The organism is Acinetobacter lactucae, from assembly GCF_013344765.1.
Classification (GTDB): Bacteria; Pseudomonadota; Gammaproteobacteria; order Pseudomonadales; family Moraxellaceae; genus Acinetobacter; species Acinetobacter lactucae_A.
On sequence record NZ_JABVBF010000101.1, the window covers coordinates 1 to 12,897 of the forward strand.

Sequence of the window (12,897 nt, forward strand, 5' to 3'; positions counted from 1 at the left end):
CCATAAGAAAGTCCCCAAATTAAAAGTAAAACTATGCTAAGAAACTTAGAATTACCGAAAAACATAAATAAAAATAATGTACTACCCAATAATAAAGCAATGATAAACAATGTTTGCCAAAGAAATTTTTGAATACTAAATCCTAAAATAAAATTACCGAGAATTCCAAAAACACCATAAATTAGTAATAAAGCTCCAATAGAAGAATCAGAGAAATGGGCCATTTCTTGTAGTAGCGGACGTATAAAAGTATATGCTGAAAAATGCCCTGTAACTATAAATAAGGTCATCCCTAGCCCAACGACAATATTTGTTTTTTTTAATACAACTAAAGTATCTCTCCATGTACTCGTTTGTTGAACCGTAAGAGGTGGTAATGACCAAAACAGCATTAAAAATACTATTGCAACTAACATCGATATACTAATAAATGCCATCCTCCATCCAAATAAATCCCCTAGATAAACTCCTATTGGCACACCCAATACCGAAGCTGCTGCAACACCACTAAAAATAAGTGAAGTGGCGAGTCCAACTTGTGCAGTTGGAACTAAACGAACTGCAATACTTCCTGCTAGGGACCATATTCCCCCCATAGAAATTCCAAATAATACTCGGGCCAGCAACAACCAATGAAATGCATTAGCCATTGCAAAAACTAATGTTGAAATAAACAATAACAACATAAATAAAAGAATTAATTTACGACGAGTAATGCGGTTAAATACTAAAATGACACATGGTGCAGTAATTGCAGCAACTAAAGATGGAGTAGAAACAATAAGACTCATGCTTCCTAATTGTTGTTGCATACTTTTTGCAATAGGTGTTAATAATCCAATAGGTAGCATTTCTACACTAACTACAATAAAAATCGCCAAAGCAACAGCGATAACTGCTAACCAAGCATGCAAACCAGCTTGAGATTTTTGTTCATTAAGAATGGGGGTTTTCATATTGAGCGGGTACATCAAATATAATGTTGTACTAAAATATACTTACCCCCCTGTACTTGATAAACTCCATTTGAGTGCCAGCAATGGGGAATAAAAGTGGTTAATCTCGCTATATCAGAGATGACTAATTTATCTGACCTTTTAATTTTTGTACGTGTCGTAGAAACTGGGAGCTTTACCGCTGCAGCTGATTCTCTTAATTTGTCACGCTCAGCAATAGGTAAATGTATTCAACGCCTCGAATATAGGTTCCACACCCGTTTAATTTATCGTACTACACGTACCTTGAGTTTAAGTGACGAGGGGCATCTATTCTATGAGTACGCACAACGCATATTACAAGAAGTTGAAGAAACTGAAACCTTGATTATGACACGCACTCAAAAGCTGAAGGGACGTTTACGTCTTACAGTACCTGTTGCTTTTGGTCGAATTTATATGATGCCAATCATATTAGATTTTTTAAATATATATGCTGAAATCGAGATTGAAGTAATTTTTTCTGATGAGTTTCAAGATTTAATACATGATGGCATAGACGTTGCGATACGCTTTGGGCAACATGTGAGCAGCAATCTAGTGCAACAAAAATTAGCCAGCCATTGGTTAATCACTTGTGCTAGCCCTAGCTATCTGAAAGAAAAAGGTAAACCATACAAAATAGAAGATCTACAGCAACATCAAAATCTTATTTATTTACATCAAGGCCATCAAACACCTTGGCGTTTTCATATTGAAGGAAACAATATTGACTATGTAGCACAAGGTAGAATTCGCTTATATGATGTTGAATCACTACGCGATGCGGCACTAAATAACTTTGGTATTATCCAAGTGGGTGCTTATCTTGTTACCAATGACATTTATCAAGGAACACTTGTACCAGTCTTGGAGGATATTGCACCAATACAACACTCGATCTATGCTGTATATCCATCAAAAAGACATATTTCCCCAAAAGTAAAAGCTTTAATCGAGTTTATTCGGTGTTACTGGCAAAAACAACCACCAAGTTGGGAAAATCCTGAAAGCTAGTCATTACTGTCATCAGCTAGCTATCTCGATAAGATTATCTGATAAATCAAAGCACCCCATGCCCCAATAACATCTCTACTCCACTCACTTTTTTCATATGCTTTAAACGCTCTTTTTCCCACTTCACCTGCTGCTTTAGCTCAGCACAATCAGCATCTACAGCTTTATAAACATCACTGATATGCACATGCTCCGCTTTCACATTCTTGGCTAACTGAAAAGAATCTAAAATCTCTTCAATTTGGCTTTCAAGCTGCTGACTTTGTGCATCTAAAGCCAGTTTATAAAACCGCAATTGCTCGGCAGATAGTTCTTTAGCGCCTAGCCCTTTATTCTGTTCAAGCTGTAACTGGAGTTTGAGTAAATAAAACAAATCCTGCTTTTCATAGGCCTGACTTGCCTGTTGGAACAACTCAGTTTTTTCATCTTTCTTCGTTTCATCCTGTTCACGGTCTGGGTGAATCATCGAAGCAATTTTTAAATAAACTGTTTTGAGTGACTGCGCTGCCATTTGCTCAGCTTGTTCACGTTTCTGTTGCTGTCTTTGCTGCTTTGCTTGTTCTCTCGCTTGTTGTTGCTCGGCTGCATACTTTTCAAAGTCTTCTTCTAACTCTACACCTTGCTCAGCACTTTCTTCATATTCAGATTTTATTGACTGAATTTTTTTAGTCTTTTTTACCGACTCTTGTGCATATTGCTCATAAAAAGTATCGATCTGCTTTACCAGCTCCAACTGTTGAGCAGACAGCATTTTAGAGCGCTTCAACATTTGCGCAAGCTGGGTATTTTTTTCATCGAGTTGTTGCATATCCGCTTTAGAAAACTCATGACTATGCAGCATATTCCAGAGTTGCTCTAGCTGTTGAAATAGCACTTCATGCAAATCGCCATACACAGGCATTAGTTTTTGCCGTATGTGCTGTTGAATCTCGGCTTGTGCATTTTGCCATGTGCTCAGGCTAACTTTTTGCTGCTCTATTTTATCAATCAGGCGATTTAGTTTTTTCTGCTGTGCAGACGGTTCAGACCTTTGCTGCAAGCTCACTTTGAGATCAAAGGACATACTCATCCACCCGAAAAAGAAAAAAGTGTAGCAATAATCAGATGAGGAAGGTAGCCAAGCATTCTTTAAATACGAGTCAGGCCAAAGATTTATATCTTAAGAAATCCACCAAATCACCAGTGGTAAAGTCACGGCAGCACCTAGAGTTTGAAAGCTAATCACGGCTGCCATGAGCTGACTATCGCCACCCAAAACTTTGGTTAAAATGTATGAAGCAGAAGCAGTCGGTAGCGCAAAGAAAATGACTAAAATTTGAGTTTGCAAGCTTGGTAAACCAAACCACATGCAGACCGTGTAAGCCAAAGCAGGTACTGCTAAAAGTCGAGCAAACGTGTCTGCTGCTAATACCACAATGTCTTTTTTAATTTGCATAAACTGCAAAGCTGCGCCAACACATAACAATCCTAGTGGCAAACTCGACACTGAAAAAAGCTTAATAAACTGAGTAAAACCTTCCCAAATCGGGATTTGAAGTGTATTGACTGCTGCTCCAACCACACACGATGCAATTAAAGGGTTTTTAAGGAGTGCAATCAAAACAGGTTTGATTGCCATGTGTTCTTTAGACGTTAAAGCAAGCACCGAAATAACGTTTACGAGTGGAATGCAAAGCGCCAATAAAATTGCCAGAATTGCCATTCCTTCACTTTTAAAAAGTGAAGTCACTAAAGCCAAACCAATATAGGTATTAAAGCGAACCATACTTTGTACATGCACACCAAAACGTGCAGGCGGTATGTGCCAAAACATTCGAAGTATATATAAAAAGGCGGTCACAGCTAAGACCACAATCAACATTGCAATAATGGCTGTACTCAAGCTTTGTAAGTCAATTTTTGCGGTCGATAGCGTACTAAAAAGCAAAGCGGGAAATAAAATATAGTAATTGAGCTTCTCTGCCCCAGCCCAAAACTCATCGCTAAAAAAACGATATTTTTTAAACAGGTATCCCGATGCAATTAATGCAACTAAAGGAAAAAGAGATAAAACAATACTATTCATTTCTTTACTCGAGTTTGGTTGAAGGGCTTGCTATTTTTTGGCAATTCCTTTGGCTTACTCATATATTAAAGATAATGAAAACTCATGATAAAATGAGTTTTTACTCATAATAAGTACAACATGACATTTACCCAGCTTGAAATTTTCGCACTTATTGCTGAACTAAAAAGCTTTACTGCTACAGCAGAAAAGCTGGGAATTTCACAGTCGGCAGTTTCTCATGCGCTTAAGTCATTAGAACAACAATGGGGTATTAACCTCATTTCAAGAACTCAAAGTGATATTGAGCTGACTACAACAGGTCAGCAGTTACTCACTCATGTAAAAGAGCTATTGAGTATTTCCAACACGTTAGAAAAAGAAGTGGCTGCCATCCACGGTTTAAATGAAGGCACATTACGTATTGGATCTTTTGGGGCTTCGTCCTCTATTTATCTATTGCCTGAAATTTTAGAAGCCTTTCGGCAGCGTTACCCAAAAATCGAAATTTATATTGATGAAGGTGAAGATAAAGAAGTTGCTCAGTGGTTATTAGAACGGCGCATTGAGGTCGGTTTTTTAATTATGCCCGATGAGCGATTCGATACATTCCCTTTAATTGAAGATCGTTTTGTAGCCCTAATTCCGAGTGGTTACCCACTCGCAGAGCAGCTATATATTGATCTAGCACAACTAGAAAACTGCCCTTTTATTATGACAATGGCGGGTAGTCGACATCAGGTCGAATTAATTTTAAAAAACTTTAATGTAAAGCCAGACATCAAATTTTATGTTTCACAAATTCTAAGTATCGTCAGCATGGTTCACAACCAGTTAGGGGTTTCTATTGTCTCTGATATGGTGATTACCAAAGAATTACTGTCACTCTATCCAAATGTAGTTAAACGCCCTTTTAAACCGAACCTTAAACGTTCAATTGGTCTTGCAGTCAAAAATAAAAAGCACATGAGTCCTGCTGCGAAAGCTTTTATTGAAGTCGCTCAGGAAGTTTGGTCAGATCATTAATTAAACATGAGTGATTCTTTTTAAACTTTAATAACGAACTCTTTCAGGTCAATTTATAAACATATTAGATGACTTGTAACGTAAAAAGCGCCAAAACTGCCCTCCTTAACCAGATCAACGCACCATTTATCGCCAAAAACTCCTTATTTAATCCAAATTGGTGCGCTTATTGCATATTCACTTTTATGCAATTGAGTTTGTTTCGACAAACTTAGGTTTTTAGATTCCTTAAATCTATTTTGGTGCAATTTACAGACCCAGATTTGTTCCAAAATGGAATTTAGCACTTTTTTCGAGCATGCTATGCAAAATGTAGATCTATTTTTCTTATTACTTGGTGCAGTTTTGGTTCTTGCCATGCACGCAGGTTTTGCATTCTTGGAACTTGGTACGGTTCGCCACAAAAATCAGGTGAACGCACTGAGTAAAATTCTGACTGACTTTGCCCTCTCTGCAATCGCATATTTTTTTGTTGGCTATTACATTTCCTATGGTCAGCATTTCTTCCATGATGGTACGGTTTTATCAAGTGATCATGGCTATAACCTTATGCGTTGCTTCTTTTTACTCACTTTTGCTGCGGCAATTCCTGCCATTATTTCGGGTGGTATTGCTGAACGTGCAAAAATGCGTTCACAAGCAATTGCAACACTCGCTTTAGTTGCGCTGGTATATCCGTTTTTTGAAGGTATGGTCTGGAATGGTAACTACGGTCTACAAAAATGGTTAGAAGCCACTTTTGGCGCAGCTTTTCATGATTTTGCCGGTTCAGTCGTAGTTCATGCCATGGGCGGTTGGATTGCGCTTGCTGCTGTCATTTTATTAGGGGCACGTTCTGGTCGTTATAAAAAAGATGGTCGTGTAAGTGCTCATCCACCGTCTTCTATTCCGTTTTTGGCACTGGGTTCATGGATTTTAATTGTCGGCTGGTTTGGCTTTAACGTGATGAGTGCGCAGCGTGTTGATGCTATTTCTGGCTTAGTTGCTATTAACTCACTTATGGCAATGGTCGGTGGCACCATTACAGCCAATGCGATTGGAAAAAATGACCCTGGTTTCTTACATAATGGTCCACTTGCAGGTTTAGTCGCAATCTGTGCAGGCTCCGACATTGTTCATCCAATCAGTGCACTTGTGATTGGCGGTGCAGCTGGGGCTATGTTTGTATATCTATTCACCTATACTCAAAACAAACTCAAAGTTGATGATGTACTCGGTGTATGGCCTTTGCACGGCGTATGTGGTGCATTTGGTGGTATTGCTGTAGGTTTATTTGGTCAACAATGGCTTGGTGGTTTAGGCGGTGTATCATTCATCTCCCAACTCATCGGGACAGCGCTCGCGATAGCCATTGCTCTCGCAGGTGGCTTTATTGTTTACGGCTTGCTTAAAGCAACTATCGGCATTCGTTTATCTCAAGAAGACGAGTTCCGTGGTGCAGATTTATCTATTCATAAGATTTCGGCAAACTCTGAAGAGGGTATGTTTTAATACTTTCTAAAGTGCTCAAGGCGACGATACCTCTCGTCGCTTTTTTATTTTTTAAGGAAAATTGGTCCCCTTTCTTCTGTATGGTTTAAGATCAATTTAAGCCTAATTTTATGTAATGCCTTTACTCACAATCTAATTGATGTTGCATGGCATGAATCAACAAAAACAATTTTTTCAGCTTAATATCATTCTTCTGTTTTTCAGTTTTTTTCTGCTTTTAATCGTTTTTCCTGTGGGTGGAAAAATTGACATGTATTTCATCCACCCTTGGATTGATTCAACAGGTCATTTTTTCAATCGAGACAATTGGTATCTGGAAAGACTTAATCATGAAATTGTAAAACAGATCATCACTACCGTTTACATTATCTTTTTTGGCCTGTGGCTTGCATCATTTAAAGTTAAGAAATTAAAGCTTTATCGTTGGCAATATGGCTATATGTTTTTCGTGAGTATGATTGGTAGCGGTATAGTTGGTCTCTTAAAATCACAATCGGCTCATGCGTGTCCTTGGAATATGGTTCATCCTACAACTTTAAGCTATGTGTGGGATTTTACGGCTACACATGGTCATTGCTTTCCGGGTGGTCATGCAAGCGCAGGTTTTATTTTGATGACAGGTTATTTTGTTTATCGTCTTGAACAACCGAAACGCGCCTATTTTTATCTCATTTCAGGCATTTTATTAGGCTTTATGATGGGATGGGCACAAATGATGCGCGGAGCACATTTCTTGAGTCATAATTTATGGACTGGTTGGGTCATTTGGGCGGTAAATATCTTATTCTATGCATTTTGTATTCACCGTTTTGAATTTGAGAAACGAATCAAACAAGAACTTGCCTAACTCAAGTTCTTGTTTCATGAATATGAAGAACTTTAGGAAGTTTAACCAAAACAGAAAGTCCGCCAAGCTCTAAGCTTTTGTCTAGTGTCAGAGTCCCACCTAAACGTTGAGTTGCTCGGTCAACAATGGATAGACCTAAACCACTCCCCACTTCAAGGTGGTGATGTACACGATAAAAACGTTTTAGTACTTTATCATAATGCTCTGGGTCAATCCCCGCCCCGCTATCTTCAATTTGTATACACGCATCGCCATCTGTCGCAGTGAAAACAGAAATATTGATCATCCCTTCATGAGGCGTATATTTGATAGCGTTATCAATTAAGTTAAAAATAATTGAATGAACTGTTGGCTCGACACTATGCATTTCAATCGGTTCGTTACGAACAAATCCCAAATCAATTTCTTTTTGCATAGCCAAATTAACAAGCTGCTCAACACAATTCAAAGCGACATCATTGAGTTGAAAAGCCCTCATCGGTTCAATCACACTTAAAGAGACATCTTGCTTAGCTAAAGCTAAAAGCTGTGTCACCAAGTGCTGAATACGCGCTAAGCCTTTACTTAAGTTTTGTAAGGATTCCTGCTCAGGAAATTGACTAATTAAAATCTTGGTTTGTAAATTCAGAGCAGTCACAGGTGTTCGAAGTTCATGGGCCGCATCCGCAATAAACTGCTTCTGCTCATTTTGTGCCTTAGAAATACGCTCAAAAAGACGGTTCATTTCATCAATTGTGGGTAACAATTCTTGAGGATAATCTACAACTTCAATAGGCGTCAGCTCTTCTGAATCACGCTGAGTCAGTTCATTTTTAAAGTCATCGATCGGCTTTAGTCCCCGACGAATAATTGCAGCTAAAGCAAAAATCGCAAATGGTAAGATAATCAAATATGGAATGAACATGCTACCTGCAAGTTCCCAAGCAAAAGCCTCACGAACCTTTTCTTGCTGGCTAATCTGAATTTGATAATCCTTTAACGGCAAAACATAGGTACGGATTAAGCCATTACTGGTCTTATGTGAGTAAAAGCCAGCTTGTGTAACAGGTGGAACCAATAAATGGAGATGGTGTGATAAATGGGCTTGATCTTTGTAAGCCCAAATATCTACAAATAGATCTTCTTCATGATAAGTTTTATGAAAATCAAACTTACTTGTTACTGTTTTTAATGGATATTCAGCTGTTCGTTCAGCTAAATAACGCATTTGCGTATCTAAAATTTCATCAACTTCTTGCAGTGCAACTTTATAAGCAGTAAAAATTAATATACAACCTAAGATGACACTGAAAATTGAGGTGCCCCAAATCAGTCGTTTTTTTAATGAATAATGCACTGTAATGAAGTTCCAAAATTTAAGTTACGACTGCCCTAAACGGTAACCCAACCCTCGAATAGTTCGGATAAAGTCTTTCCCGAGTTTAGCTCTCAAGTGATGTACATATACTTCAATCGTATTACTGGTCACATCACTATCGAAATCATATAACTTATCTTCAAGATTTGCTTTAGAAAATATTTTATTTGGGTGGCTCATCAAAGGAATAAGAATCGCCCATTCCCGATTAGACAAATCAATACGCTGACCTTTGAAAATCGCAATGTGTTGTTCAACATTTAAAACCAAATCACCACTTTGTAATAGCTGCTCATGATTTGCAAGTTGGGCTTCTACCCCACTACGACGCAATAGCGCATGAATACGAGCGAGTAGCTCATCAAACTCGTATGGCTTGATTAAGTAATCATCTGCACCATTGTTTAAGCCATCAACACGGTTTTGTAACTGATCTCGCGCTGAAATGATTAAAACTGGAGTTGCTGCCCTTTGACGAATTTGCTTTAAGACCTGCATGCCATCCATCATAGGCAAACCTAAGTCTAACAAAATGATATCAAACTTATTTTTGGCCAATTGAGCCAGACCATCTAAGCCATTATTGACCCACTCCACCTCAAATTGGTGATATTGCAGCAACGTTATTGTTGACTCAGCAATCATAAAATCATCTTCAATCATCAAGATTTTTGTCATGTTTTAGGCTCGCTTTAATTCACATGGGCACAAGAGTGCAGCATATCCAGTTGAGGGTTGATGGCCTGAGTTCTTACATCTAACAAACTTAATAAGCTTGGGAATAAATTATCCTGACTTAACTTTTCTTTAGTTTGTTGGCCTAAACAACTCACTTGTGCAAGATTTTGTTGTTTCCAGCGATCTGAAAACCACATAATCATGGGTATATGTGTTTGTTGGCTCGGGGCGATTGCATAGGGTGAACCATGCAAATATAAACCATGTTCACCAGTTGATTCACCATGATCAGATAAATACCATAAACCTGTTTGATATTTCGATAATTCTTTTAGTTTATTAATCGTCTGACTTAACACATGATCTGTATACACAATCGTGTCATCATAACTATTTAATAACTCCGTTTGAGAACAGCCCTGTATTGCATTAGTATCACAAGTCGGTTTAAACGGTTGATATTGGGCTGGTGCACGCTTGTAATAGGCTGGTCCGTGACTTCCAACCTGATGTAAAACAATGAGTCGTGGGCGGCTGTCATCTTTAGGAATAGTCGCCAAATACTCACTTAAGCTATCAATTAAAATATCATCATAGCACTCGCCATCTTTACACCATTTTTGCTTTAATTTTTCTGGAATTTGGTACTGCTCAACACGATCACAAGTACCTTTACAACCAGAATTATTATCAATCCAAGTCACTTGATAACCTGCACGCTTGGCAATGTCCAATAGACCTTCACGATGACTCGCAAGTTGCTCATCATAGTTAACGCGAGGCATACCAGAGAACATACATGGAACCGAAACCGCAGTCGCTGTACCGCATGAGCTGACTTGAGAAAAATTCAAAATATCCTGTTTAGAAAGTTCCGGATTCGTATTTTTGGCATAACCATTGAGTGAAAAACTTTCCGCACGCCCAGTCTCGCCTACAACTAAAACCATTAATTTAGGCAAGTTGCTTTGTACTTGCTGAACTTGATGAGCATCTTCCCCATAACGTATGAGCGGCAAGTTCTTCTTAGGTGCCATTTTGTGATAATAAGACATTAAAGATGAAATACTATTTTGAGGAGAAATCATACCTTTTAAGTCACGATGTTCACGAAAAATAGCTGCAAAATCGACATAATATGTAAAAAGCAAAATACCGACAATTGCAAATGAGGCGGCTATTGACCCAACTTTTTTCAATAACAAATGAGATATTTTTTCCTTTTTAAGCTTTACTCGGGTAATTAAAATAATAGGTAAAACTACAAAGAAAACTGTCCAAAGCCCCAAACGTAATGAAATTAAATCAGAGATCTCCGATACATCGGTTTGTATCATATTTTGAATCTGATCAGGCGAGATGATTACCCCTAAGGTATTAACAAAATAAGAGCTAAAACCACCAATTACTATCAGTAAAATTGCAACAATTTTAGCGGTCCATTTCCAATTTAAAATCTGTAAAATCGCATAATAAGCAGCCACCACAATAATCACTGTAGCAGCTAAAAAAAGAATAGCCTTTACTCCAGAATATGGAGTTAAAAGATGTACTTTATTATAGAAACCAATATTTAGAATTGCACCTAACCAAACGGCGATAATAAAGTTAAACATAAACAGTGAAATCTGTTTATGTTTTAAAGTGGAAAAAAAATTCAGCATCTTGAGTGACTACAATCTTTTTATGATGCTCTAATGTAGAAATTGAAACTTAAAAATGACTTAAATAAAAAATGATCTAATCTAGAGGCCTTTTGCGTACTTATTTTTAAATTTTAAAAAACAAAAAGACGAGATTAAATTAACCTCGTCTTTTTTAATTTTTAACTAAATATTGTTCTTAGAAACTGTATTTAGCCATCAAACCAACACGGTTATCTTTGTAAGACTTGCCATCAAAGGTATCACGCTTACCATTAACGTATTCAACACCTAAATCAATTGGTTTAACTGGTGTGTAAATGACGTTGAGCCATGCTTGTTGAACTTTTTCATTAGCAGATGCATTTAATCTTGCATAATCAGTACCATCATCAGCGAATTGTGCACCATATGCTAGAGTAGAACGTAAGTTAGGTAAAATCTTATAAGTTCCACCCACTTGTACTGCTACAAATTCATTTTGCTCAATAGAATTACCATCTACAGCGTAAGCAGAGTTACTACCATATAAATAGGTATTATCACCTACGACATATGATGCATCAGCAAATAGTTTTAAAGGATCCGCTACCTTAAAGTCTGTACCAACAGCTACACCCCAACCAGTTTTCTCATCATCAGCAAGCTGTGATTTATAATTTTCCACTAAAACACGAGCTGATGCAGAACCTTTACCTCCTGCATAACCTTGGGTTACTTTCGCAGTTAATGCGGGTAGGCGATATTTGAGGTCACCAGTAGCAGATGTTGAACTATCTGCTTTTTCTGCAGAAACAAACAATTGAGTTGTAGGACCTAGTTTGTAGTTATAACGTACTTGAGGTACACGTTTAGTACCACCACCAATGTTTGTCGAGAAGTCGATCATTTCTGGTGCATGGTTAGACAAGAAGTTAGACGTTGTTTGACCAAATAACCAGTCATTATAAGTCAAGTAAGCATGACGAATACGGAATGCATCACTTGTACCCCCAAAGTCAACTTCGATTTTACCACCAACTTTGGCATCACTTACTGGAGCAGTAAAATCTAAACCTAGACGTGTCGTTTTAGCAGTCGCACGTAATTTATCATGTGTTTTACCATCTGACTTGCTTACAGCGTTGAAGTCGTCATCCGCACCTTCAATAATATAGTTAGCGTCGCCACGAACAAAACCATATAGGTTCACATCAGCACCCGCTTTAGACTTTAATGATGCTAAAGGTGAAACTGGCGCAGCAACTGGTTGTGCCTTAACTTCAGCGAGTTGAACTTGCTGTTGTTGCTGTACTTGCTGTTGTTGTTGCTGTACTTGGCGTTGTTCTTGAATTAAAGCTTTTAAAGCTTCAACTTCTTTACGAAGCTGTTGAATTTCCGCTTTTTCGGAAGTTGCAGCATGTGCCCCACTCATCATTAAAGCTGTAACTGTAAGAGCTAAACTTTTAACAACGAAAGATTTACGATTAAGGAATAGATCCATCAAAAACTCCAAAAAATATATTTTATGTTGCCTATCCATGCCAAGTTGATTTACGCCATTAAATTAAGGGGCTAAAAAATCAACTCTCCTCCACTTTGGTTACATTAATTTTATTACCGCAACCAAAACCAATTTCAACGTTATGCAAGACCAAAACCAATAACCAAAGATATAAAAAACATACTTTGACTTACAGATTTTTACCTTAACTTCATGTTGTAACGAATCCTACACAACTCTCTTATCTTATAGAATGATTAAATCGTTATTTCATTATTCTTTTTTAGACTTTAGGCTAATATCCAATCTAATTGAACATTTTTCTGCCCAGTTTGAT

The 12,897-nt window shown here is 37.7% G+C and carries 11 protein-coding genes; 4 read left to right on the top strand and 7 right to left on the bottom strand.

The features are described from left to right. Window positions 1-956: MFS transporter (locus HUN22_RS11135; RefSeq protein ID WP_174729174.1), on the bottom strand; the 956-nt coding region annotated here is incomplete at its 3' end. Between the two features lie 96 nt (window positions 957-1,052). Here HUN22_RS11135 and HUN22_RS11140 point away from each other — a divergent pair. Then, window positions 1,053-1,991, top strand: coding sequence for a LysR family transcriptional regulator (locus tag HUN22_RS11140; protein WP_217488146.1), 939 nt, complete (start codon window positions 1,053-1,055; stop codon window positions 1,989-1,991). 46 nt (window positions 1,992-2,037) lie between these two features. Here HUN22_RS11140 and HUN22_RS11145 read toward each other — a convergent pair whose 3' ends face one another. After that, the gene (locus tag HUN22_RS11145) at window positions 2,038-3,054 is read right to left on the bottom strand and encodes a molecular chaperone DnaJ (protein WP_174729177.1); all 1,017 of its coding nucleotides are present in this window, start codon (window positions 3,052-3,054) and stop codon (window positions 2,038-2,040) included. Window positions 3,055-3,150: 96 nt separating this feature from the next. Next, window positions 3,151-4,056 carry an AEC family transporter gene (locus HUN22_RS11150; RefSeq protein ID WP_174729180.1) on the bottom strand — a complete coding sequence of 302 codons (906 nt, stop codon included), beginning with the start codon at window positions 4,054-4,056 and terminating at the stop codon, window positions 3,151-3,153. 120 nt (window positions 4,057-4,176) lie between these two features. Here HUN22_RS11150 and HUN22_RS11155 point away from each other — a divergent pair, with 120 nt between their 5' ends. The 3 genes from HUN22_RS11155 (at window position 4,177) to HUN22_RS11165 (ending at window position 7,399) form a co-directional block, all read left to right on the top strand. Then, the gene (locus tag HUN22_RS11155) at window positions 4,177-5,061 is read left to right on the top strand and encodes a LysR family transcriptional regulator (protein WP_174729183.1); all 885 of its coding nucleotides are present in this window, start codon (window positions 4,177-4,179) and stop codon (window positions 5,059-5,061) included. Between the two features lie 303 nt (window positions 5,062-5,364). Continuing rightward, window positions 5,365-6,552: an ammonium transporter gene (locus tag HUN22_RS11160; RefSeq protein WP_174729186.1), complete on the top strand. Its 1,188-nt coding sequence runs from the start codon at window positions 5,365-5,367 to the stop codon at window positions 6,550-6,552. A gap of 139 nt (window positions 6,553-6,691) precedes the next feature. Then, window positions 6,692-7,399 (top strand): phosphatase PAP2 family protein, encoded by a 708-nt coding sequence (locus tag HUN22_RS11165; RefSeq protein ID WP_174729189.1) that lies wholly within the window; start codon window positions 6,692-6,694, stop codon window positions 7,397-7,399. 1 nt (window position 7,400) lies between these two features. On the opposite strand, the gene HUN22_RS11170 is transcribed toward HUN22_RS11165, so the two are convergent. The 4 genes from HUN22_RS11170 to HUN22_RS11185 form a co-directional block, all read right to left on the bottom strand. Beyond that, window positions 7,401-8,735, bottom strand: a complete 1,335-nt coding sequence (locus tag HUN22_RS11170; RefSeq protein ID WP_174729192.1) for a sensor histidine kinase — start codon at window positions 8,733-8,735, stop codon at window positions 7,401-7,403. A 24-nt stretch (window positions 8,736-8,759) separates the two neighbouring features. Then, a complete protein-coding gene (locus HUN22_RS11175) occupies window positions 8,760-9,434 on the bottom strand; it encodes a response regulator transcription factor (protein ID WP_174729195.1) in 675 nt (224 codons plus the stop codon). 14 nt (window positions 9,435-9,448) lie between these two features. After that, window positions 9,449-11,098 carry a phosphoethanolamine transferase gene (locus HUN22_RS11180; protein WP_174729198.1) on the bottom strand — a complete coding sequence of 550 codons (1,650 nt, stop codon included), beginning with the start codon at window positions 11,096-11,098 and terminating at the stop codon, window positions 9,449-9,451. A 178-nt stretch (window positions 11,099-11,276) separates the two neighbouring features. Further along, a complete protein-coding gene (locus HUN22_RS11185) occupies window positions 11,277-12,560 on the bottom strand; it encodes a DcaP family trimeric outer membrane transporter (protein ID WP_174729201.1) in 1,284 nt (427 codons plus the stop codon). Window positions 12,561-12,897: the final 337 nt, after the last annotated feature.